Raw genomic sequence first — 23,668 nt, forward strand, 5'->3', positions numbered from 1 at the left:
GCTTACGTATAACATAGATTTATTCACTTTCTTTGTTTAATTTTGCGCACAATATTGACTTTTCGCTATAAATTTTTAGCATGTAGCTTTTCCCCTAAAGAGATATCTTCATGTCTGAAGTAAAGCAAACCGAACAACCTGTAGTGGACTTAGACGCCATCTCGCCAGAATTGCGCCAAGTAATTGAATTTGATCAAGTGCCACAAGAGATGTACTACATGGTCGTGTCTATACATGAAGTCTCTGAAGAAGCGGTACGCGAGTCTTGGAACTCTCTACCAGCCAGTGCGCAAAATGTGTTGGATAATTTTGAACAGTTTCATGCGTTGATCTCTGTTAGCCAAGCTTTTGCCGGTGTCAATGTCATGGAGGAGTTCCCAACATTGAATTTACCGAAAGAGATGACAGACCAAGATAAAGAAGAATACCGAGCAGAGCTTCTTGATCAAGTGCTGCATAACTGTGTGAAAGATATGGTTAAACAGATCAAAAAAGCACGCCGCGACCCGATTCTAAAACGCGATTTTAAAGACGTGTTTGCAAAATAAAACGCACACCATTGAGCATAAAGCCGTCAATTTTATATGACGGCTTTTTCTATTGAACCTGAACTCGAGATAAGAGAGGCTTAGGTTATTGAATCAATACATTAATAATGAAAAATATTAATGCGTTAAGACGATATCACGCTGCGACACGCTCACGCCTTTAATTTGCACATACAGCGAATCACCAACATCCAGTTGTAGCTCATCGGCCGCCCATTTGGTTACCGTAGCCCACAGGTAACACCCTTCGCCTAACTTGAGTTTTATCCCCACACTCTGTTTATCAGTACCTTGAGGCTGCTTTTCAATCTGACAAATCTGCGCAGGCAGAATATTACGAATTGACGTCCGGTTTGGCTTATCAAGCGCCACCGAAACATCATTTGCACGGATCTGTAATCGCAGTGCAGAGCCTACCTCGCCTTCCACATATTGCACCCAAAGTTTGACATCATCTGCAAGCGAGACCTGTGTGAGCGCATAATCTTTGTTGTGCTGGCAGATGTGGGCAGAAAACAGACTACTTTGGTCGGCAAATGATTGCCAAGGACGCATATAATTTGAAGACCACACTTGCTCTAGCTCACCGCTTATCAGCACAGCGCCCTGCTCTAACACAACTAAATGATTAGCCAGACGCAAAATTTCATTCATGCTGTGCGTCACATAGAGAATTGGAATATGCACGCTATGAGCCAGCTCTTCCAAAAAAGGCATCACTTCACGTTTGCGCGGCATATCGAGCGATGCCAACGGCTCATCCATCAATAAAATATCGGGCTTGGATAGTAAGGCTCGGCCAATCGCTACTCGCTGTTTCTCCCCACCCGATAAATCATGCGGATAACGTGTAAGTAATGGCGCTAAAGCCAATAATTTTACGATAGCGGCGAAGTGGTCGGCATCCTTTTTTTTGACACCATAGTTTAAATTGCCATGAACGGTGTAATGTGGAAACAATCGAGCATCTTGAAAAACGTAACCAACATTGCGCTTTTCAACAGGCAAGTTAATCTTTTTTCGTTGGCTAAATAGGATGTGGCCATTGATCTCGATTTCACCAAGTTCAGGCTTCACCAATCCACTAATAATATTGATGAAGGAGGTTTTCCCCGCCCCTGAACGCCCGAAAACCGCACAAATACCACGGCTTGGTAAAACCAAATCCGCATTAAGCTTGATATCACCTAACTGTTTTTCAAATTGAATCTTTAACCCACTCATCATTGAGTCCCTAAGCGCCGAGTCATTCGGCGGCTAATCACTTCAGAAATGAATAACGAAGCCAATGCAATCGCGATGGAGATAATACACAAACGCATCGCTTCCATTTCGGCTCCTGGCGTTTCTAAAAAGTTATACATCGCAAGAGGAAGCGTTTGTGTTTCACCGGGAATATTGGACACAAAGCTAATGGTGGCTCCAAACTCACCTAGGCTGCGAGCAAAAGAGAGCATCGCGCCAGTGATCAGCCCGGGTATCGTTAAGGGTAATGTAATGGTCAAAAAAACTTTGAGTGGTGAAGCGCCTAAGGTTCGAGCCGCTTGCTCTAACTTAGGATCGACGCTTTCAAGGCTTAAACGAATCGCACGAACCATCAAGGGCAGTGCGATGATGACACACGCCAACACGGCTCCACGCCAACTGAAGCTGAAACGCAAGCCAAACATATTATCAAGCCACTGTCCAATTACGCCTTGTTTACCCATGGTGATCAGCAGAAGATACCCCACAACCACTGGCGGTAATACGAGCGGCAAATGCACTAGACTATCCAGTATACTTTTACCCCAAAACTGCTTTCTGGCGAGTAGCCACGCAAAAAACATTCCCAGCGGTAAGAGCCAAAGCACGGTATAAATCGCGACTTTTAAGCTCAGTTGCAGTGCAACCCATTCGTACTCAGAAAGCAAAGGAATCCGTTCCTATCATCACGCTAAAACCGTAGTTCTGTAAGATACTTTTTGCTTGATCGCTGCGTAAAAAAAGCATGAATTGATTCACCGTATCACGCTCAGTTAGCTGCACTAAAGGATAATGGATGGCGCTGTGTAGGCTTGAATCAAATTCGTGTACCACTTTGACCTTATGGCTCATCAATGCATCCGTCTTATATACAATACCAAGTGCGGCTTCTTGACGTTCCACTAGCGCAAGCGCTAAACGTACGTTATTGCTTTGAGCCAGCATAGGGGCGAGCGACGACCACACTTTTAACTTTTCTAGTGCCTCTTTGGCATACATTCCCACAGGCACTGCCATTGTGTTACCTATCGCTAAACGTGAACCGTTCAAGGCGTCAAGCCATGCCGCAACATCATTTACCACCAGCGAATTGAGCTTCGACGATTGAGGGGCGATAAGCACCAGCTGATTTCCAGCCAACAATGTGACCTTATCGCTCGTCACAATGTTCTTGTTAAGCAAGTGAGTAACCCAGTTATCATTGGCTGAAATAAAAATATCCGCTGGTGCACCTTGCTCAATTTGACGAGCAAGCGCGGATGAACCCGCATAAACGGGCACAATATCTAACGGTTGTTTCGGCTGGTAAGCCGCAATCAATTCATTAACCGCATTCGTCATGGATGACGCTGCATAAACAGTGATTTTCTCTTGTGCATAAACCGCCGTACAGCACAGCATGGCGACGATAGAGAGCAGTATTTTTCTCATGTTAACGCTCCGTTAATTCTGGCCATAATAAGGCCAAGTTCAAATGCTCTTCAATCGCATCCGCAATGCGGTTAATGGCTTGTTCTTTTTGCGCCACATGATCGTAATAACTTATATCAGCGGCACCAGCCCAGCGACAGATAAGCTCAGTTGCAGGAAAACTATCAAAAATTCCGTGCATGTAAGTCCCCAACACTTGCTGGCAATCACTTAATAAACCGTCACGGTTGCCATTGTCTAACGTGATGATTGCTGAGGATGATGCATCATCGAGCGTTGTGCGTCCAACGTGGATCTCGTAGCCTGAGACCTTCGCTTTACCTTGCGGTAAAATAAGCTCGCCTTGAACATTCCTGAGCGTTTTTTCAGCGGTGAGTTCTGTACTGACGTTCAACAACCCCAGTCCTTCACTTTCGCCCGTTTCACCTTCAACACCGAGTGGATCGCGAATTACCCGACCTAACATTTGGTAACCACCACAAATGCCCATCACTTTGCCTCCGAAACGCAAGTGACGTTTGATATCCTGATCCCAACCTTGCGAGCGAAGATACGCAAGATCGTCCCTTACAGATTTACTGCCCGGAAGCAGAATCAGATCCGCATTTTCGATCCGTTCACCCTTTCCCACATAACGTAAGTCAACATCAGGATTTAAACGCAACGCATCAAAATCAGTATGGTTACTAATGCGAGTCAACACTGGCACCACAATATTCAATTTACTGTTGCTGCTGAGGGTTTGCGCTTGAGTGATCGCATCTTCAGCTTCTAAATCAAAGCCATGTAAATAAGGCAGCACACCAATGACGGGTTTACCCGTTTTTGCTTCTAACCAATCAAGGCCAGATTGCAGTAACGCAATATCACCTCGAAAGCGGTTAATCACAAACCCTTTTACACGCAGCTGTTCCGATTCAGAAAGCAGTGCTAACGTGCCATACAGATGAGCAAATACACCGCCTCTATCAATATCGGCAATGATAATCACAGGTACATCGGCCGCTTCAGCAAACCCCATGTTAGCAATGTCATTTTCGCGTAGGTTGATTTCAGCCGGGCTTCCCGCCCCTTCAATCATGACACTTTGATACTCGGCTTGTAACCGAGCGTAGGAATCAAGCACAGTATTCATCGCGACTTTTTTATAATCGTGATAACCCGTAGCTTCCATATTCGAGAGCGCTCTGCCTTGCAGGATAACCTGCGCACCCGTGTCTGAATTTGGCTTGAGTAATACAGGGTTCATGTGTACCGATGGCTCAACGCCACACGCTTGAGCCTGAACAGCTTGCGCTCTCCCGATTTCGCCACCATCGGCCGTCACCGCACTATTGAGCGCCATGTTTTGCGGCTTAAAAGGGGCTACTTTTATTCCTCGACGTGCTAACACTCGGCATAAGCCTGCAACTAGCACACTTTTTCCAGCGTCGGAAGTGGTGCCCTGCACCATCAATGACCTTAATGTTGATTCCATATTAACTCTACGATAGGCGTTTGCTGGTAATCATACCGTCACAGCTGCTACTCACTCAATAAAATGAATGGAATATTAATGTTCCGCTCAGAGTGTGTTCAACATCTTAGTGTTTAAATCGCTTCATCAAAACAACAAACCCATAGAGGAATTAAAAATGAAACGTACAACACTAGCCCTAGCAGCTTCGATGATTATTGCTCCTGTTTTCGCTTTTGCAGGTAACCATAACCAAAACAGTAATACCATCAATTACAATGGTCCTATCGAACTTACGTCTGTGGAATCGTTGCTAAAAGACACCAATATGTTTACAGAAAAGCATGTTGTGGTTGAAGGAAAGTTGATTCGTCAAATCAGAAAAGACACATTCGTATTCAGTGATGGCAACGGTGAGATTCAAGTAGAACTGGATGATGATATCCACTTCACAGCGCCACTCAATGCAGAGACTAAGGTTCGCCTTTATGGCGAATATGAAGGAGGGCTGACACCTGAAATCGAAGTGGATCAGATCCAAGTTCTATAATCATTACTGCTTATTGCTCACTTGATGGTAAAACACAAAAAATAAGATGGATTTTTTTGTGAAAATGGCCTGTAATTTGCAGGCCATTGCTGTATCTTATTCAGCTTAATTTTCATCTTTTCAGGACGAAGCGTACATGTATAAAAAAGCGTACTCACTAGGCCTAGTCGGTTTGTCATGTGTTCTTTCTTTCTCTGCGCAAGCTAACAATTTTAATTATAACTTTTTTGAAGTCAGAACCGCTATCAGCCCTGAATCCTCAGGTGCAGAATTTAGTACTTATTTAACCGATAATACACATCTGGTCGCTCGTTACGATTCGAGATTTGACGGAGATTGGGATGCCGCTGGCGGAATTGGCTTTAACGGTCCAATCAACCAATTTGCTGATGTCTACGGACAAATGCTTGTTCACCACATTAGACCTACCGATGAACAGGGTGGCAAAAGCGAAACCCAGTTGGAGTTTAATATTGGCAGCCGGATCTGGTTATCGAGCCAAATTGAAGCCAATATTAAACTGGGTAAGAACGATGAACACTCGGTATTTTGCGCTGGATTACGTTTTCACTCTACCGAACAATTATCGTTAGGAGCTGAAACCAAAAACAACGGCGTTTACGGCCCACAGATCGTCATGAATGTTCGTTTTCAGTTCTAAAACGTAAAGCGGCCTTCAGGCTTAAGCGCATAATGCTTCTTCGCTACTTGTGCGCTTCTTTTTACTCTTTGTATCAACAGAATTACCCCACAAATTTGATGTACTCCACGATATCAGATATTTGGAAGCGACTTCTCATATATCAGCGATATACTATGCACTCAATAACTTATATGTGCCGCTATGTTTCGCTCTTTCTATAAATACTTAGCTCAATGGCTATTTGTTAGTGTCGTGCTTGGGGTTGTGCCCTTTCTTTATTTCGTCAAAGAATTCGACAAAGCTCACGAACAGACTGTGCAAATGATCGAACAAAAAAGCCATTCTCAACTCGAATACAATAAGCACGAACTGCTTACTGCGTTTAATGACGTTTACAATTCCACTCAAATATTGTCAAACAACACCATGTTGTACAGCGCATTGCGTCTTCCCTCCACCGAAAATATCGAAGCGGTACAGGCGTTTTGGTTATTAGCAGCTCGTATTCAAACCCTTTATTCTCGGCTCAGGCTTTTTGATATAGCGGGTAACGAATTAATTCGCGTGAATCAGAGTAATGGATCAACAGAAGCAGTACCAAGTTCACAACTAAAAAACAAATTGCACCGAGACTATTTTCAGTATGCGCAAAACCTTTCCCCAAACCAAATTGGGATCTTCGGTGTTGATAGTGAAAGAGAAGAAGAAAATTATGGTGCTACTTCCCAGATAACAGCAGTCTTTAGGATTATTGCACCAATAAATTTTGATGGAAAAAGGCAAGGCTATTTTGTAGCAAATCTTAACTTAACCCAGTTGTACAAAAAATTTAACCAGAGTTTAAATTCACTGAGTCGCCCAGACATCATCAGTTTCAAGGGTCAGTATATTCATCATGAAAATGAGATCTTGTCTCCGCAAGAAAACCCGTCGAAATACTACATGCTGAATATGAACAGTGTCGCCCCTATACTCTGGAAAAGTATGCAAGAGCAAGCTTCTGGCACGGTATGGGATAACAACCGCTGGTATAGTTTTACTCAGGTTCCTTTGCAATCCATATTCCCTGAAATGGAGCCAATTTACCTAATTCAGCCATTAAATGGTGATGCGCTCAATAAATTGCTTTCTGCCACAGAGCTAAAAATTAGCTTTCAAGCGGTTGGCATAGCGCTATTAGTAATGACGATTGCGGCCGGTTTTATTCGTTGGAACGCAAACCACGATAAAAACAGTATTGAGAGCAAGCTGGCTAGGGCGGCGATGAATGGTATGTCCGCTATGGTGATTACCGATCGTAGTAACCGCATTATCAAAGTAAACAATGAGTTTACCCGGATCAGCGGCTACACCTTAGCCGAGGTGAGAGGTCAACAACCTTCCGTTTTTTCCTCCGGCAAACACAATCAAGCTTTTTACATGAATATGTGGAAAGTGCTACAAGACGAAGGGTTATGGGAAGGAGAAGTGATTAATAAACGCAAAGATGGTTCTATGCAAACCGAGATTTTGCGAATTCAAACCATCCGCGATTCAAACGGAATTATTCAGTTTTATGTGGCCTCATTTGTTGATATTAGCCATCGCAAAGAGCTAGAAAATCGCCTGCGTGAGCTCAGCGAGAAAGATGCGCTCACCAACATTTGGAACCGCAGGAAATTTGATCAAGAAATGCGATCCGAATGCTTACGCGTAAAACGTTACCAAGCTCAAGTGCAGTCGTGCTTAGCGATTATTGATATCGATCATTTTAAACGCATTAATGATAAATTAGGCCATGCAGAAGGCGATAAGATCATTCGTTCTGTCGCAACACAATTAAGTGAGCACCTAAGAGAAACGGACTTTTTAGCTCGCATCGGAGGCGAAGAGTTTGCCATCATTATGCCTCATACACCACTGGCAGAAGCTGAGTTGGTCATGCACCGTTTACGAGTAGCCGTTCACTTAAATCATCGTTTAGAAGTGTCGATCAGCGGTGGCATCACTGACATTACAGAAAAACCAGAAGAAGTGTATAAACGGGCCGATATTGCATTGTATGAGTCAAAAGCTTCGGGGCGTAATCTTGTCTCGGTATTGACCAGTGTCGAGATGGAAGAATTTGCTTAACAATTAGCACCATTTAAGTTCATTGAGGAATAAAACGGGTTTATTTTCGTGCAATTATCACAAACTCAGTTTGTAACATATTGTTCGCTATCATTTTTACTTTTGGCTTAAAACTTGTACTACTCTCTAATATGGTAAATAGATTGCACATATTTAGGGAGAAATAAGATGCAAGAAACACTAACCGTTGTGTTAGCAGGTGGCGTCGGTTCGCGGCTATCTCCGCTAACTGATGACAGAGCAAAACCGGCTGTACCCTTTGGTGGAAAATATCGAATCATTGATTTTACACTCACCAACTGCCTACACTCAGGGCTGCGAAAGATTTTGGTTCTGACTCAATATAAATCTCATTCATTACAAAAACATTTACGTGATGGCTGGTCTATTTTCAATCCAGAACTCGGCGAATTCATTTCTGTGATCCCCCCGCAAATGAGAAAAGGAGGAAAGTGGTACGAAGGAACAGCAGACGCGATTTATCATAATATGTGGTTGCTTTCACGCAGTGACGATAAATACGTTGTCGTCTTATCTGGTGATCATATTTACCGGATGGATTATGCCTCTATGCTCGAAGCTCATAAGCAAAAAAATGCTGCACTGACTATCGCCTGCATGGATGTCCCAAGAGAACAAGCTTCTGCCTTTGGCGTGATGAATGTGGATAATGACTTCAAGATCACCTCATTCATCGAAAAACCAAGTGACCCACCCTCCATGCCCAATAATCCGCATCGCAGCTTAGTTTCTATGGGGATCTACATTTTTGATATGGAAGTATTAAAAAGTGCTTTGATTAATGATGCTGAACTGGAAAACTCGAGTCACGATTTTGGCAATGACATCATTCCCAAATTGATTGAAAGCCATGCTGTTTATGCGTATGAGTTTTGCGGTGACCGAGGGCGAGTCGCTAAAGATTGTTACTGGCGTGATGTCGGAACACTTGATTCTTTTTATAACGCTAACATGGATTTACTCGAACCCGTTCCACCAATGAACTTATACCAAAAAAACTGGGCCATTCGAACATACGAAGCGCAATACCCACCTGCGCGCACGGTTTCTTCTGCAACAGGTAACGAAGGTATATTCATTAATTCGATTATTTCAAACGGTGTGATTAACTCTGGAGGTTCTGTACAACACTCCATTATTTCTTCAAACGTCAGAATTGATGATGGTGCAACAGTGGTCGATAGCATTTTATTTGATGATGTTGAAGTCGGCGCAGGGTGTCAGCTCATGAGGTGTATTATTGATAAACATGTAAAAATCCCTCCACATACTCAAATTGGCTTAAACCCTGTTGAAGATGCCCAGCGTTTTCGTATTTCAGAAAATGGCATTGTTGTGGTACCCGAAAGTTATCAATTCTAAACCTATATTTTTTGCCCACTCAATTTATCCCTCATTAAAATGAAGCCTTAGCACACGCTAAGGCTTCTTACTTTACACTGAGTTCAAAACATACTGATTAATCACGCTCGGTTATGGGCACGTTGTTGCATCCCAAAACCAATTTGACTGAGTCGGTGACTCCCAAACGCCAGGGTTGTTTTTGGCAATAAAACATTTCCCGTTGTAAGTCACAACATCGCCAGTTTTCACCTGTGTGGATCCGGGAACCCAAGTAATGACATTGCTAGGATTCGTGGTGCCACCGGTATCGCCACCACCAGTATCTCCACCGTCGCTGCCACCAGAAGATAGGTCAGCAAGTGGAAGATCCGGTTGTTCAAACTTGAAGGCGTAATCGACACCATTAATGTTTACGCTGTAATTTGCAGGCCCAGAAATAGGGAGGTAGTAAACCATATCCAACTCATACACGCCGCCTGCGGGCAGAGCTTTCCAGTTCGGTAAACTAAACGCTACGCGGTGCATGACACCGTCTAAGCCACCGACGTTGTTGGCGCGAGTATGGCCAGAAGCAATCACCTTCAAACCACCACCAGATTGGTCTTTAGCATTATCAGGTGCAGATACGGGGATATCAAACTGGAACTCAGTACCACCTGGGATCTCTTGACCTGTGTTATTAGTAAAGCTGATTTTCGGATTGATTGGGTAGTTTTGATCACCCACCTTAAATCCACCAACGGAGACCGCGATGTCTACGGTTTCACTGGCAATCGTTCCTGTTGCAAGCGTGTTACCATAAGGCGTTGCCGACTTAAACTTGTCATAAATTGCTTTCGTCATGGTATTACCCATGTGGTATTCGCCATTTCCGCTTGCACAAGCTTGCTCTGTTGAATCCACTTGAGTGCGTTGACCATTAGCGTCCAAGACATAACAGTTATAATCGCCCGCTAACTCCCAAAACATGATGCCGCCGATCTCTTTATCGATGACATAATCGGCTTTGGTGTTGATAGACTCTTTATCTTCAGTAGATAAGAACACCCCTTTATCGGCATTCCACAGCCAAGGCGCGACGGCAACGCTGTCATAGTGACGTTGGTAAAGACCGACAAGTTGATCGGCAGGCTCATTCACTGGATCAAGGTTATAAGCTTGGGCGTAAGAGCCCCAAATCCCCTTCTCTAGGTTTTTGGCATGCCACATTGGGTTTGAACCTGCGCCCATCTCGTTTCCTTTCGGATCGGTGTCGTGCCACATGTTGTCAATACCCACCGCGCCGTGGCCACAGTTGTTTTTCTCACCCTCACCAGTGCCCGGAGCACATTCAGCTTGGTTAGGTAATGCCGCTCGCCCCCATAAACCATTCTCTCCACCCGTGACACCTTGCCAGCCGCGCGTGTAGTAAGGAACGCCGATGTTGATACGCCCTGCGGGCATAGAACCACGGAAATAATGATAAGCCCAGTCAGTGTTGAGGTAACCAATACCACCGTATTGAGCCGTACCATATACGTTCCACTGTGCTAACTCTGAATCTTTACCAGTGTCATACAAAGCCGCGTTGTGACCCACGTGATCATTCCATGCGCCGTGTAAGTCATAAGACATGATGTTCACATAATCAAGATACTGAGTGACATCAAACGTCTCCATACCACGCAATAGATAACCAGAAGACGGTGCTGCAATCGTCAGCATGTAATGGTGGCCATCTTGTGCCGATGCTTGATCAAGCTTCTGACGTAGTACCTTCATGAGCTCTTGGTACGACGCCCATAAATAAGCACGGCGAGGTTCCATAATCGCTTTATCATCTGGATTACCTGCGCCCGCCATTGAGGTTGGATATTCATAGTCGATATCGACACCATCGAATTGATATTTACGAATCATTTCAACAGCCGATGTTGCAAATTTTTCAATACCAGCGTGGTTGATAGAGCCATCAGCGTTGGTTGTCATCGTATAAAACCCACCATCGGCGACACGGTTGCCAGCCGTATCAAAGTGCCCGCCAGTTTCAGCCCAGCCTCCGATAGAAATTAAGGTCTTAACATCAAATTTTTTCTTCGCTGTTGCCAACGCACCAAAATGTCCTTTAAAGCCTAATGCAGGATCAATCTCAACCCCTGGCCACTCTTTGCCCACTGCCGCATTATTGGCATCGTTCACATCGCCCACATTCACTTTACCATCGGAACCTATGCTGACGAAGGCATAGTTAATGTGCGTGAGCTGCTCCCACGGGATGTCTTTTACAAGGTAAGCCGATTGCGGATCATCACCCGCACGCCAACTGGTGAAATAACCGATCACACGACGTGGATGATCCGCCCCCATGATCTCACGACCTTCCGCATCGTAAACGGTGCAATAAGGTACATTCACACCTTCAGTTTGATATAAACCATCAGGACGACAATTATTAGCTATTGGCGCGCCATTGACTGTTAAAGTCGCTAACGTGGAATCTGTCGTCGCACCAAAGTTATCAGTGGCGCGTGCAAACACCGCCAAGTTACCCGCTTTTGTCGCGGTGTATTCTAAGGTATACGGAGCACTAACAGCCGTTCCAACCAGCGTTCCCGCAACGAAGAAATCAACTTTATCGACGCTTCCATCAATATCAGCAGCGTTTGCGGTTAAGGTGACTAAAGCCCCCACGTCAACGGAAACCGCAGAAAGCGTAATATCAACAGTTGGAGCCTGGTTGCCTGGTTGTTGTGCCTCTTTCACCGTTAAGGTCGTTGCACTTTTCACGCTGGCATCACCTTTATCATCGATGGCTACAACACTGAATTCATGCTGACCAGCGGTTGCGACCCACGTGGCTTTATAAGGTGCCGTGGTGACTATACCCACAATTGCACCATCGACAGAAAACTCGACTCGAGCAACGCTGCCGTCACTATCGGTTGCGTTCGCACTTAATATTACGGTATCACCGACAGTAATCACATCTGCCGCGGAAGGTGAAGAAAGATTCGCGGTCGGTAGCAGGTTCTCACCACCGGAAGTGGCGCAAACATCCAACACTTTCCACTGGGCATAATCACCGGAAAAGTTGGCTGGATCGTTACCTTGAGTCCAATAGTTAGCTTGGTAGGCGGTACCACTGTGCTGAACCTTGTTACCGCCAGTATAAACTTTTGACGATTCCCAAGGGCTTAGTGTCGTGCAATCAACGGCTGCATAGCTGTTAAAAGCCATCAAGCAAGAGGCCGTTAAAGTGCTCAGTGTAAAAACACCCTTTGCCACTGTCCTGTTGTTTAAATGCATAGCTGCTCATTCCTTAAGTTATTGTTTCACTATAAAAAGCCTCGTATCAAGAAGAAACCAGACTTTAATTCTCACGTGAAACAACTGTAGGACAGAGCGATAAATAAGCACCTCAATTTGTTCAAATATCAAAAATCACTCGCAACAAGTTGCACTATTTCTGCAAAAGAGACATCGTTATTTTGCATCAACAACTAATTATTGGTTAATTTTCCGATTCTAAAAAAAGCGCCGAAATCAGAACAATATACGGACTGCCTGCCGGTTATTTAACTTACACACTATCAAAAAGAGCAAAAAATATGCAACAACACTAATTGTTACAAAAATGTAGAGTTTAACTTTATGCGCTATTTCTAACGCTGTACTCCTCTTGGGGTTTCATTAAAATGTCGCTTATATTCTCGACTAAACTGAGATGCGCTGGCATAACCAACTAAGCGAGCGGCATCGTTCACACGCTTGCCTTCCACACGAATCAGCTCTTTCGCTCTGTTAAGCCTGACTTTTTTTAAATATTGTAAAGGAGATTCTAACGTCACCAGCCTAAAGGCGTGGTGAAACGCCGAAACACTCATATTGGCTTCTTCGGCGAGTAACTGAACGGTAATGGACTGATCATATTCTTGATGTACTTTACTCAACGCTTTGGCTATCCGGGCGTAGTGTCCTTCTTGATGAGCGAGATCAAAAAGCACATAACCGTGCTCGCTGGTTAATGCCCGAAACACAATCTCCTCGACTAAGCTTTCGCCAAGCACTTTAGCTTCAAGATCATCAACCAATGCCGACATCAAACGAATCGCACTTGCTTGCATCTTTGCGCCCATTTCTACTGATTTCAGCCCGCATTTTGATTTGTCTATGCAATCAGATAAAAAACCAGAAGCCTCAAGTCGATCAACCTGTTTAAGGAGAAGTGAGTGATCGATATTAATAGTCAAGCCCAATAACGGTTCACTTTCTGACGCAAAAGCTTCGCACTCAAGTGGTAAAGGTACCCCAACAACCAAGTAATCATTGGGGCCATAATTTACGGGTTGGCTACCAATATGAATGCGTTTATGTCCTTGCCCCAACAATATGATACCGGATTGATACACAAGGGGTTGTCTACCATTACCGCGGCTGCTGCGATAAAACAATACGCCCGGCACTGCCGTTTGGTGAATACCTTCCAAATGATCTAAAGATTGTTTTTCAATGTATTGCTGCATCAGTTGCGCCAGTTTACTCATAATGCCCCCTTATCAAAACTGAAGGAAGAATACGACAATTAGAGAATTAGGCAATTAATTTCGAGAAATTGGTCTATATTAACTGGATAATTAATACTAATATGCACATCGTAAAACACTGCCTTGGAGGCGCCGCCTCCTTTTCTATAAGCAAAGGTGAGAATAATGAAATTTACTTATGTTAACCCTACTCTAATTCACTTCGGCCAAGGCCAAATCTCGGCGATCAGTCAGGCGATTCCAAATGACCAAAAAGTACTGGTGATCTACGGTGGCGGTTCGATCAAAAAAAATGGTGTTTATGACCAAGTCGTGAGTGCACTCACTGACCACCAATGGGTCGAGTTTTCAGGTGTAGAAGCAAACCCAACCAAAGAAACCTTAGATAAAGCGGTTGCTATCGTCAAAGAACAGGACATCGACTTTATTCTTGCCGTGGGTGGTGGTTCGGTTATCGATGGTTCAAAATACGTTGCCGCGGCGGCTAAGTATGATGGGGATGGCTGGGACATCATGGTGGGTAAACATCAAGTTACTGAAGCTACGCCTATCGGTGCAATTCTGACTCTGCCAGCAACCGGTTCTGAATCCAACATGGGCGCGGTAATTACCAAAGCACAAACACAAGACAAACTGGCCTTTATGGCTCCAGCGGTACAGCCTAAGTTCGCAGTGCTTGATCCAGATGTAATGAAATCACTGCCTGAGCGCCAGTTGATCAACGGTATTGTTGATGCTTGGGTACACGTCTGCGAGCAATATTTAACCTTGCCAACCAATGCGATGGTTCAAGACGGCTATGCCGAAACTTTACTTAAAAACTTGCTGGTATTGGGTCAACAATATGACCAGCGTGATAATGATGGATGGCGAGCAAACCTGATGTGGACAGCGAACCAAGCACTAAATGGCCTGATCGGTACTGGCGTTCCACAAGATTGGGCGACTCATATGATTGGTCACGAGTTCACCGCATTATGGCATGTTGATCACGCCCGTTCACTAGCGATTGTGCAACCTTCTCTGCTGCGCAATCAACTTGAGAACAAACGCGCTAAACTTGAGCAAATGGGCAAAAATGTCTTTGGACTCAATCAAACTAGCGATCTTGCCTTACGCACAATCGATGCGATTGAAGCCTTCTACCACAGCTTGAATGTTCCAACTCAATTTGCGGATCATAATAGCAGTAAGCAAGCGGCCATAGACGCAGTTATCGCTCAACTGAACGCACATGGAATGCTTGTTTTGGGTGAACAGCAAGCCATCACGCTTGAAAAATCACGGGAAATTTTGGAACAAGCTATCATTTAGCCTCATTTTTTAGACGAGTGAATAGTGATTTCCACATTCCAATAGCATAGATTCAGCTACATCAAGCAGCGCAATTGGGCGCTGCTTTTTTTGTACTTTTTTTGTATTGGATACTTTATGTAGCGGCCTTTCATTACCATGCCAGCATTATCAAACTGATCCACCACCTAAAATTGAAAAACTAATAACGACTTTTAAAGTCATCCTTTTCTAAACCATGTTTTTTCATTCGTAAGTAGAGCTTTTTACGCGGTACTTGCAGATAATTTGCGGCATCAGCGACGCGACCAGAATGGAGAAATAATGCATCTTCAATAATTTGCTTTTCGTAATCATCCACCAATTCATCAAGCGGTGATAAAAGATCAGACTGATTGTACAAACGCTCTTTTCCCGTCAGTTTTACAATACCTATCGCATATAATTCAGCTACATTTCTCAGCTCTCGTACATTTCCCGGCCATTGATGTGCACGCAGTAGCGACAAATAACTCAGTTCTACCGCTGGCAAAGGTTTCGCCAATTTATTACAGCTCTGCTTGAGAAAATAATGGAACAAAGTAGCGATATCATCGGGACGATGTCGAAGTACAGGCACCTCTATCACGCCTTGGTTTAACAAATAATAGAGCTCTGGCTGCAACCGATTAGCCGTAATCAAGGCCTCAGGTTCCGTACCTAAAATAGCAATCACGCGCGTTCGAGCTTTGCTTAGGCGTTCTTGGTTAAGCATCCTCTGAGTCAAATAACGCTGCAATTCTTCAGAAAGTAATTCGATGTGGTCTATTAGCAATGTACCGTTTTCACTTGCATCTAATTTTTGTTCAATCTGTGCGAGCGTGGTCGCTGATGAAACGGTTAATTCCACCAGAGATGAAGCATGATTACCCTGTGTCAGTTGGTGGATGAGATATGCAATAGTATGCCGCCCAACACCCGATTCTCCACAAATAACAACATGACTGTTGAGCATTGAATACTGAGCAACATGGTGGCGAATTTGCCCCATTTGAGCGGATTTTCCGATGAGTTCGCATTTGATTGAGTTGGCCATAGCCGTTTTTTGTTGTACAAAATGACGACGAATATCGAGATTTTTCTTCACTAAGCTCAATAACTCCGCAGGATTGATTGGCTTTTCAAGAAAATCGCATGCCCCTATTTTGACCGCCTCTACCGCCATAGGAATGTCTCCGTGGCCAGTAATGACAATCACAGGAATATGCTCATCAATCGATTTAATCGCTTTAAGCAATTCAATGCCGTTCATTTGTGGCATATAGACATCAAGCAATATCACTCCAGCCCAATCAGAATGGATAAACTCACACGCTTTGGTGGGGTTAAGAAGTGCTTTTGACGGCAAATTAGCTATCGACATAAGATGCGAATATGAGTCAAGGACATCTTGGTCATCATCAATCAATAAAACAGAATAATTATGATTCATAAGGCAACTCCAGCACGACCATTGCACCTCGACTGACTGTCGAGGCAAGATAAATTTGACCCTTTATTTTTCCTATGAGCGAGCGGCAAATATTCAGCCCTAAGCCCAACCCTACTTCTTTGGTCGTGGTAAAGGGCGTAAAGAGTTTTTCAACGACATCATGAGCAAATCCAGCCCCTGAATCGCATACTGCAACAACGTGATGCGTTGGCGTACTCGACAGCAATATCACGTCAACTTTTTTGTGCTCACATCCCACAACCGCTTCACAGCCATTTACCAATAAATTAATCAATACCTGTTCCAAGCCGATTTGATCTGCAATGACTTGAATTGGTTGATGAATATGGCTTTGCAATACTATCTGTTGACGTTTCGCTTTCGTTTCAACCAACAACATAGCCTGACCGATAACGTCAGTAATCAAGACAGGGATAAGGGTTTCATCACTGCTACTTTTACGAGAAAAATGACGTAACCCATTGATGATTTTGCCCATTCGCTCTGTTAAATGTTCAATATGATCGATGGAATGTCTGATTTGCTCTGTTTTCTTCTGCTCTAAAGCAAGGTTTACGCTATAGAGATAAGTCGACATTGCGCTTAATGGTTGATTCAATTCGTGCGCTAAACTGGTCATCGTTTGCCCGACCACCGCCATTTTAGCGGCTTGTACTAACTCACTTTGTGTTTTTTTAAGATGGTTTTCGGTCCGGTGGTGCTGCTCAATTTCAGCGAGTAACTGATGATTTTTTTCACGTAATGAATGAGTTTTTGCTCGAACTCGCTCTTCTAATAATCGATTAGCGTGCTCTTGATCGGTAACATCCGTAATCGTGATGATAACTTTATCGCTTAAACCGTGGGTATACTTACGTAAATACAAGCGCAAGTAATAAGGTTTATCCACATCGCCTAACGATAGCGTAATGACATCTGCACCATTTTCGATCAACTTAGCCTCTGGGTTAAACAGTGCTTGCAACTGCGATTGAGTTGACGTTGAAAAACAGAGCCAAAAGGCTTTCGGGTCCTCATTCTGGTCTATATTCAAGCGAACACGAGCGCTTAAGTTAGCCGATTCAATATAACCATCCAAATCACAAGTGATTAAACTCGCTTGCGTATTGTTAATCAAACTCAGTGCGTTGGTTCGGTCCATTTCCTCCACTTTTTTACCATACTGAACCAATTTTTCACTGATCCGGCCAATTTCATCTCTGCCGTCTACCACAATAGGGTGTGAAAGATCATTATGAATGATGGCATCTAAACTGTCGCTAAGGCGGTTAAGTCGGCCCACAATCCGACGATTGATGAAATAGTAAGTCAAAAACAAACTGATAATGATCGATAAGCTAAAGCAGACAAACAGAATACGGTTACCATGAGAAACCAGTTCCGTGGTCTCTTTTTTCGCTTGAACAAACGACTCATCGGCGTTGGCGACCAACATAGCAATATCAGTATGTTGGTGGAGAAGCTGTTGCTGAACTTCAGCTCGAATATCATCAAGCTGGGCATTTAAACGCACCATAGAACGTAAGTTTTGATGGAAAGAGCCATTCAAACTCAATACATCCATTAGCTCACTGAGTAATTGTTGATAGGCGATGGTTGCAGGTTGTGAAAAAATCGGCGCACTCTGTGCGTACAGTTCTTCAAGGCGGTACTGTAGTACTTTCATGCCATTATTCACTTGGCTAATATGCTTAGATTGGATGAGCTCTTTTGCGAACATAAACGTTTGAGCCTCACCATCTAGGATAGACTGGACAGCCCCTAAACTCGCAAACAGCATGTCGCTTTCATTGCCTTTCATTTTACGCTCTAGCTGCCACTGTATTTCTTGGCGCAGCGGAGTCAACTCAGAACCAATATCTTGATGTAGCCATTGGATCTGCTCTTGAAGTAACTCAATTTGACGACTTTGATCAATCCGTTGCCCGACCAGAAGACCAAATTGCTCACTAAGATTACGTAGCCGTTGATACCCAGCAAGCAGCCGTTGCTGCTCGCTGTTCAATTCAATCTCGCTTAATATTTTGCTGATCGTCGTTAAATTGTTATCCAAACGTTGCCGTTGCTCATCCAACTCAACTTTGTTACGCGTATTTGAGATGATTTCGATCCGTCTTTTAATTTCCGAACTACTGCTTTCGAGCAGATAACTGGCATTATATTTAGGAACACTTTTATCAAGCAGCTCGCTCACTTGATTATCTAAACTATTCCATGTTCCCCATGCGACGATGCTGACAATCGTCAACAGCAAGGTACTACAAGCAAAGGCTAAAACCAGTCTCGCGCCAATCGTGTTGTATTTCGGAAAAATCATGGCGTATCGACCCGGTCCAAGTTTTTTAGATCGGACAAAGCTTCTTCTAAGGTTAATGCTAACTGCATCTTCCAACGATGCGTCAGCTCCGCTACTTGCATAGAAATGGCGGCGGAGTGTGTCTCATACTGCGCCTCATCAACACTGATTTTTTGCCATGACTGATATACCACGGCTAACTCTGTTTCGGTCACAGGTAAAGAGAACACTCGAGTTTCAATATTTTCAATGAGCTTCAGAGCGGGTTCATTGTGTGCGTACTTGGTTTTAGCATGATTGATTGCGAGCCAAGTGTCTTTTAACTGAGGTAAGCGTTTGGTAATCGCAATTTCAAACAATAAGTTAACTAACTCCTCACGATGTGTAATGGATGCCATGGACAACTGTGTATATGCCTCATTAAACAGGGATTTATCGTTTATCGCATGTTTAGAAAAATCATTGCTATCCATATTCGTTTGTACCGATTTTGACATCAATAAATCGATGAATGCCTTCGCATATTGATCATTTTCACGCAGGCTCACTTGGGCGACGTATGTGGGCATTAGGGTAAAACTTTCATCATAGCGAAATTGAACGTGCTCAAATTTTCGTTCTAATATGCTGGCATAGCTATCAATCGTTGGGCCTATCCCAAATTGCCCTTTGGCTACATAATCACTCACACCAAAACTGCGTGAGGAAATTGTCCCTAAATTTGCCCCCACGTTCAGTAAAATCCGCCACCCTTGTTGCCAACCATATTTAGCAAGAATGCTCTCGACCATTAACTGAGTAGTACCCGAACGTGTTGGGGTACTCATCGTGATGTGGTCAAAGTAGATAAAATTAGCCAGATCGGTGAACGACGTAGGCGTCGGTAAATGATGTAAGCTGAGATAGTCACGATTCCATACCAAACCAGCGCCAGAATAGCCTATCGTCACGACTTTATCAGTTGGCGGTAACATGTAGGGTTTTAACCATTCTGGTGGTTGCAAATGGGCAGGTAAGGTTGCGAGCTTATTGCTATTTGCTAAATGCTGCATTAAAAAAGGCGATGAGCTCAGCACTACATCAATATTCTGGATATAGCTTTTATTAAGCAGTTGAATACTCGATTGTGCTCTACGGTGGACAACTTGCACATCAACCCCTTGATACTGTTTGCTGAACTCTTCAATAAGAGGTAGCAAGGGTTCACGTGAAAATGTAGTCAGTATGACTAACTCATTCTCTTTTGCATAAGCGGTATTGATAGCCGCCGCTATCGATCCTAATAGCACCATCCATTTGCACCAGCGTAATAAGGTACAAGAACGGGAAACCGCTTTTAAATCACAAAACCCTAAAAATTGTGCGTTCACTCAAAACTCTACCGTTTAGCTAAAAATAAATTATTAAACATTTGTGTCAGTTATGACGCAAAACAGCGTATTACAATTTCAATTTTATCAGCAAAACATAATTTACCCTTCGCTGAATTCCCATTTTTGACCCATTCACACTCTCAATTTGAGTCATTTCTGCCTCAAATTGGCACTTTTGAGCCCCATACCCATTTGTTTGAAGATGCATTCCGACAACGAAACAACCCTATTTAGTAATAACCCTATTTAGTATTTGATGAATGGAGAGCTCCATGCTTAACTTTTTTAAAACTCGCCCAGATCTACCGCTATCGGATAGCTCTGAGGGCGCAATGCAATCGCGTTTCAAAAGTTTTCAATGGCAAGTATTCTTAGGCTTAGTCTTTGGATACGCCATGTTCTATGTGGTTCGTATGAGTTTAGGCGTCGTTAAAAAACCGATGCTTGATGCGGGCATCGTATCGATAGAAGAACTCGGGATCATGGGATCAGCCTTCTTCTTCACCTACGCATTTGGTAAGTTTTCGAACGGTTTCCTTTCTGACTACGCCAACATCGGCCGATTTATGTCGTTCTCACTACTGCTTTCTGGTGCCACTGCCATATTCATGGGGTTGAACACCACGGCATTCTTCTTTGTGTTACTTTGGGCCGTCAATGGTTGGTTCCAATCGGTGGGTTCTGCGCCTTCTTGCGTCTCGCTTTTCCAATGGTTCTCACCTAAACAACGCGGAAGCCGTTATTCAATTTGGGGAGGATCTCGAAATATCGGCGAAGGCATCACTTGGATTCTAACAGCAACGCTAGTGAGTTATTTAGGCTGGCAAGCAGGTTTCATCGGTGCGGGCATTGCTGCCATCATCGCTGCATTGATTATGTTCTTTGTACTGAAAGATCGTCCGCAGACCTATGGTTTACCTGATGTTGCAACAGCATTTGGTGAAGAGCCCGAGTTCAAAAAAGCCAACGATCCAAAGGAAACACGTCGCGCTCAACTGTTCATTTTGAAGCAGCCGACTGTCTGGCTGATTGCCGCTGCTTGTGCCGCGATGTATATCTCTCGCTATGCGATGTCTTCTTGGGCGGTGTTATACCTACAAGAAACCAAAGGCTATTCACTGATTGATGCTGGTTTTGCAATGTCCACTTACCCTATTGCAGGCCTCGCGGGCGCTATTTTGTCTGGTATCATTTCAGATAAAGTATTCAACGCTAACCGTCATATCCCAACGCTACTTTACGGATTTGCCAACATTGCAGGTATGTGCTTGATGTTCTTCGGCCCCGATAACCGTATGGTAGATGCTGTTGCTCTAGGCTTAATTGGTTTTGCGATTGGTGGGCTTGTCGTATTTCTTGCTGGCCTAACGGCTTGTGACTTAATGCCTAAAAATGCCGTCGGTGCCGTAAAGGGCTTTATTGGTTTGTTCTCTTACTTAGCCGCTTCGGCTCAAGAACTGGTGTCTTCATCACTGATTAAAATGACGGAAGTGGATGGCGTAACCAAATATGACTTTACGCAAGCACAATATTTCTGGTTGGCCGCTGGCGTGATTTCTTTACTGCTTGCGACTACGGTATGGAATGCCAAGAAAGTAACGGATATTGATGCTCCTACGGGCCAGATACTGGAAACGAAACCAAGTCTCTAATCTATAACACCCTTGATACAGGGAGGATAATCCTCCCTGTTATTTTCTTATTTTCATTCTTATTTTCTATATCCAAATCACTTGAAAAATCGACCAAATGTCGGCCGAGAGCAATGGACAAGTGCAATTTGCACCACCATCACTTCAAGTAAAATGGCTATAGCGAGTGTCGTTATAGGATACCACTATGTGTAAAACAAAAATCGTTGCAACGCTTGGCCCTGCAAGCCAAAGCCGTGAGATGATCACCAAGCTCATTAATGCTGGTGTTAACGTTGTACGTTTAAACTTTTCTCACGGCACCGCTGACGAGCATATTGAACGCGCGATGTTAGTACGTGACATTTCACAAAAGCTTGGTGTCAGTGTCGGCATATTAGTCGATTTACAAGGACCTAAGATCCGTATTTCCTGTTTTGAAGACGGTGCGATCACTCTAAAAGCGGGTGACTCATTTATTCTCGATGGGCTTCACCCCACAATGGCTGGTAACCAAGAACGTGTGGGCTTAGATTACCCGCAGCTGATTCAAGACTTGAAATTGGGTGATACTTTACTGCTTGATGATGGCCGAGTACAACTCCGGGTCGAAGAACTCAACAAACCACAGCAGTGGGTAAAAACTCGCGTCATAAACAACGGTAAGCTGTCTAATCGCAAAGGCATTAATTTACTCGGTGGTGGTCTTTCCGCGCCGGCACTGACGGACAAAGACAAACGAGACATCATCACTGCCGCGAAACTCCAAGCCGATTTTCTAGCCGTCTCATTTCCACGTAATGCCCAGGATTTACATGAAGCGCGCCGGTTAGCGGTACAAGCCGGCTGTCATGCACACATTGTCGCCAAAGTAGAGCGAGCCGAAGTGGTGAGCGATCAAAAAAATATGGATGCGGTCATCAATGCATCCGACGTTGTGATGGTTGCTCGTGGTGATTTAGGCGTTGAAATCGGTGATGCTCGCCTACCCGGCGTACAAAAAGCGTTGATTGCGCGCTCAAACTATTTAGGCAAACCCGTTATCACCGCAACACAAATGCTGGAGTCGATGATTGACAACCCGCTGCCAACACGCGCAGAAGTGCTTGATGTAGCGAACGCGATTATTGATGGCACTGACGCTATTATGCTGTCAGCAGAATCAGCGGCGGGAAGCTATCCCATTGAAGCAGTGGAAGCGATGGTGCGTATCGCTCACGGTGCAGAACAAGAGTTAGGCTGTGCGCAAAATTCATGGGATAAACTGCATCATTTGTGCAGCGATGCGGGCAAAAGCTTCGCGCTTTCCTCCATGATATCGGCGACTAAGGTTCATAGAGATCTTGGGGTCGCCATTTTAACTCAACAGGGAGAAACACCCCTGTTGATGTCTCGCTGTCAAAGCCAAGCTACCATTTGGGCACTCTCCGACAGGCCTGAACTGCTGCGTAAATTAACCATTTTGCGCGGCGTTACACCAACCTATATTCCATCATTAGCGACACAAGCGGATTTGCTGTCTCAGCAAGTGCTTAACGCTCTGGCACAAGACGCAGCTAACCGCCATATTTCATCCATTTTGATGACACAATTAGAATCGATCGAAGGCGTGGGTAATATTAACGTCTGTCGTTTATTGACGTTGCCAGTAGTAAAAGAATTAGCCGCGTAGAATGTAGGGTTCTGCGCCGCTAATCATGAGATCATTAA

The 23,668-nt window shown here is 44.1% G+C and carries 17 protein-coding genes; 8 read left to right on the forward strand and 9 right to left on the reverse strand.

The features are described from left to right. Positions 1-110 precede the first annotated feature (110 nt). A complete protein-coding gene (locus AACQ75_RS08830) occupies positions 111-548 on the forward strand; it encodes a DUF3069 domain-containing protein (protein ID WP_017046416.1) in 438 nt (145 codons plus the stop codon). Between the two features lie 117 nt (positions 549-665). Here the strand turns inward: AACQ75_RS08830 and modC are convergent, their stop codons facing one another. Genes modC through AACQ75_RS08850 form a run of 4 tightly spaced genes read right to left on the reverse strand, consistent with a single transcriptional unit; the run spans position 666 to position 4,701 of the window. Beyond that, a complete protein-coding gene (gene modC, locus AACQ75_RS08835; protein ID WP_170888566.1) occupies positions 666-1,772 on the reverse strand; it encodes a molybdenum ABC transporter ATP-binding protein ModC in 1,107 nt (368 codons plus the stop codon). Beyond that, positions 1,772-2,461 (reverse strand): molybdate ABC transporter permease subunit, encoded by a 690-nt coding sequence (gene modB / locus AACQ75_RS08840; RefSeq protein WP_017046414.1) that lies wholly within the window; start codon positions 2,459-2,461, stop codon positions 1,772-1,774. Before modB ends, modC begins: the two co-directional genes overlap by 1 nt. Further along, complete coding sequence (modA, locus tag AACQ75_RS08845) at positions 2,451-3,224, reverse strand: molybdate ABC transporter substrate-binding protein (RefSeq protein WP_170888501.1); 774 nt, start codon at positions 3,222-3,224, stop codon at positions 2,451-2,453. Before modA ends, modB begins: the two co-directional genes overlap by 11 nt. A 1-nt stretch (position 3,225) precedes the next feature. Beyond that, positions 3,226-4,701 (reverse strand): cobyric acid synthase, encoded by a 1,476-nt coding sequence (locus tag AACQ75_RS08850; RefSeq protein WP_047689695.1) that lies wholly within the window; start codon positions 4,699-4,701, stop codon positions 3,226-3,228. A gap of 157 nt (positions 4,702-4,858) precedes the next feature. On the opposite strand from AACQ75_RS08850, the gene AACQ75_RS08855 reads away from it, so the two are divergent. The 4 genes from AACQ75_RS08855 (at position 4,859) to glgC (ending at position 9,368) form a co-directional block, all read left to right on the forward strand. Beyond that, a complete protein-coding gene (locus AACQ75_RS08855) occupies positions 4,859-5,230 on the forward strand; it encodes a YgiW/YdeI family stress tolerance OB fold protein (protein WP_026029118.1) in 372 nt (123 codons plus the stop codon). A 136-nt stretch (positions 5,231-5,366) separates the two neighbouring features. Continuing rightward, positions 5,367-5,891, forward strand: coding sequence for a hypothetical protein (locus tag AACQ75_RS08860; RefSeq protein ID WP_017046411.1), 525 nt, complete (start codon positions 5,367-5,369; stop codon positions 5,889-5,891). Positions 5,892-6,074: 183 nt separating this feature from the next. Next, on the forward strand, positions 6,075-7,985 hold the full coding sequence (locus AACQ75_RS08865; RefSeq protein WP_170888502.1) for a sensor domain-containing diguanylate cyclase: 1,911 nt from the start codon (positions 6,075-6,077) through the stop codon (positions 7,983-7,985). A gap of 168 nt (positions 7,986-8,153) precedes the next feature. Beyond that, positions 8,154-9,368, forward strand: a complete 1,215-nt coding sequence (gene glgC / locus AACQ75_RS08870; protein ID WP_064626209.1) for a glucose-1-phosphate adenylyltransferase — start codon at positions 8,154-8,156, stop codon at positions 9,366-9,368. 111 nt (positions 9,369-9,479) lie between these two features. Here glgC and AACQ75_RS08875 read toward each other — a convergent pair whose 3' ends face one another. Both AACQ75_RS08875 and AACQ75_RS08880 read right to left on the reverse strand, forming a co-directional pair. Beyond that, positions 9,480-12,635: a chitinase C-terminal domain-containing protein gene (locus tag AACQ75_RS08875; RefSeq protein WP_170888503.1), complete on the reverse strand. Its 3,156-nt coding sequence runs from the start codon at positions 12,633-12,635 to the stop codon at positions 9,480-9,482. Positions 12,636-12,991: 356 nt separating this feature from the next. Next, positions 12,992-13,873 (reverse strand): AraC family transcriptional regulator, encoded by an 882-nt coding sequence (locus tag AACQ75_RS08880; RefSeq protein ID WP_017047225.1) that lies wholly within the window; start codon positions 13,871-13,873, stop codon positions 12,992-12,994. A 165-nt stretch (positions 13,874-14,038) separates the two neighbouring features. On the opposite strand from AACQ75_RS08880, the gene AACQ75_RS08885 reads away from it, so the two are divergent. Beyond that, positions 14,039-15,187 carry an iron-containing alcohol dehydrogenase gene (locus AACQ75_RS08885; protein ID WP_029189759.1) on the forward strand — a complete coding sequence of 383 codons (1,149 nt, stop codon included), beginning with the start codon at positions 14,039-14,041 and terminating at the stop codon, positions 15,185-15,187. Between the two features lie 181 nt (positions 15,188-15,368). Here AACQ75_RS08885 and AACQ75_RS08890 read toward each other — a convergent pair whose 3' ends face one another. Genes AACQ75_RS08890 through AACQ75_RS08900 form a run of 3 tightly spaced genes read right to left on the reverse strand, consistent with a single transcriptional unit; the run spans position 15,369 to position 20,324 of the window. Next, positions 15,369-16,637 carry a sigma-54-dependent transcriptional regulator gene (locus AACQ75_RS08890; RefSeq protein WP_013867894.1) on the reverse strand — a complete coding sequence of 423 codons (1,269 nt, stop codon included), beginning with the start codon at positions 16,635-16,637 and terminating at the stop codon, positions 15,369-15,371. Next, positions 16,627-18,975, reverse strand: a complete 2,349-nt coding sequence (locus tag AACQ75_RS08895) for an ATP-binding protein (protein ID WP_170888504.1) — start codon at positions 18,973-18,975, stop codon at positions 16,627-16,629. Before AACQ75_RS08895 ends, AACQ75_RS08890 begins: the two co-directional genes overlap by 11 nt. After that, on the reverse strand, positions 18,972-20,324 hold the full coding sequence (locus AACQ75_RS08900) for an ABC transporter substrate-binding protein (protein ID WP_094146905.1): 1,353 nt from the start codon (positions 20,322-20,324) through the stop codon (positions 18,972-18,974). The genes AACQ75_RS08895 and AACQ75_RS08900 overlap by 4 nt, the downstream gene beginning before the upstream one ends. A gap of 275 nt (positions 20,325-20,599) precedes the next feature. Here AACQ75_RS08900 and AACQ75_RS08905 point away from each other — a divergent pair, with 275 nt between their 5' ends. Together AACQ75_RS08905 and pyk are read left to right on the forward strand one after the other, a co-directional pair. Continuing rightward, a complete protein-coding gene (locus AACQ75_RS08905; RefSeq protein WP_026028333.1) occupies positions 20,600-21,979 on the forward strand; it encodes an MFS transporter in 1,380 nt (459 codons plus the stop codon). A gap of 187 nt (positions 21,980-22,166) precedes the next feature. Beyond that, positions 22,167-23,630 (forward strand): pyruvate kinase, encoded by a 1,464-nt coding sequence (gene pyk, locus AACQ75_RS08910; RefSeq protein WP_170888505.1) that lies wholly within the window; start codon positions 22,167-22,169, stop codon positions 23,628-23,630. Positions 23,631-23,668 lie beyond the last annotated feature (38 nt).

The organism is Vibrio sp. B1-2 (assembly GCF_963888445.1).
Lineage (GTDB): Bacteria > Pseudomonadota > Gammaproteobacteria > Enterobacterales > Vibrionaceae > Vibrio > Vibrio anguillarum.

What these genes read in the sequence shown, in the direction of transcription:
- AACQ75_RS08860 (WP_017046411.1), top strand. Translation starts at nt 5,367, where the DNA reads ATGTATAAAAAAGCGTACTCACTAGGCCTAGTCGGTTTGTCATGTGTT.
- AACQ75_RS08890 (WP_013867894.1), bottom strand. Translation starts at nt 16,637, where the DNA reads ATGAATCATAATTATTCTGTTTTATTGATTGATGATGACCAAGATGTC.
- AACQ75_RS08905 (WP_026028333.1), top strand. Translation starts at nt 20,600, where the DNA reads ATGCTTAACTTTTTTAAAACTCGCCCAGATCTACCGCTATCGGATAGC.
- AACQ75_RS08850 (WP_047689695.1), bottom strand. Translation starts at nt 4,701, where the DNA reads ATGGAATCAACATTAAGGTCATTGATGGTGCAGGGCACCACTTCCGAC.
- AACQ75_RS08880 (WP_017047225.1), bottom strand. Translation starts at nt 13,873, where the DNA reads ATGAGTAAACTGGCGCAACTGATGCAGCAATACATTGAAAAACAATCT.
- AACQ75_RS08875 (WP_170888503.1), bottom strand. Translation starts at nt 12,635, where the DNA reads ATGCATTTAAACAACAGGACAGTGGCAAAGGGTGTTTTTACACTGAGC.
- modA (WP_170888501.1), bottom strand. Translation starts at nt 3,224, where the DNA reads ATGAGAAAAATACTGCTCTCTATCGTCGCCATGCTGTGCTGTACGGCG.
- glgC (WP_064626209.1), top strand. Translation starts at nt 8,154, where the DNA reads ATGCAAGAAACACTAACCGTTGTGTTAGCAGGTGGCGTCGGTTCGCGG.
- modC (WP_170888566.1), bottom strand. Translation starts at nt 1,772, where the DNA reads ATGAGTGGGTTAAAGATTCAATTTGAAAAACAGTTAGGTGATATCAAG.
- AACQ75_RS08855 (WP_026029118.1), top strand. Translation starts at nt 4,859, where the DNA reads ATGAAACGTACAACACTAGCCCTAGCAGCTTCGATGATTATTGCTCCT.
- AACQ75_RS08885 (WP_029189759.1), top strand. Translation starts at nt 14,039, where the DNA reads ATGAAATTTACTTATGTTAACCCTACTCTAATTCACTTCGGCCAAGGC.
- pyk (WP_170888505.1), top strand. Translation starts at nt 22,167, where the DNA reads ATGTGTAAAACAAAAATCGTTGCAACGCTTGGCCCTGCAAGCCAAAGC.
- AACQ75_RS08830 (WP_017046416.1), top strand. Translation starts at nt 111, where the DNA reads ATGTCTGAAGTAAAGCAAACCGAACAACCTGTAGTGGACTTAGACGCC.
- AACQ75_RS08895 (WP_170888504.1), bottom strand. Translation starts at nt 18,975, where the DNA reads ATGATTTTTCCGAAATACAACACGATTGGCGCGAGACTGGTTTTAGCC.
- AACQ75_RS08865 (WP_170888502.1), top strand. Translation starts at nt 6,075, where the DNA reads ATGTTTCGCTCTTTCTATAAATACTTAGCTCAATGGCTATTTGTTAGT.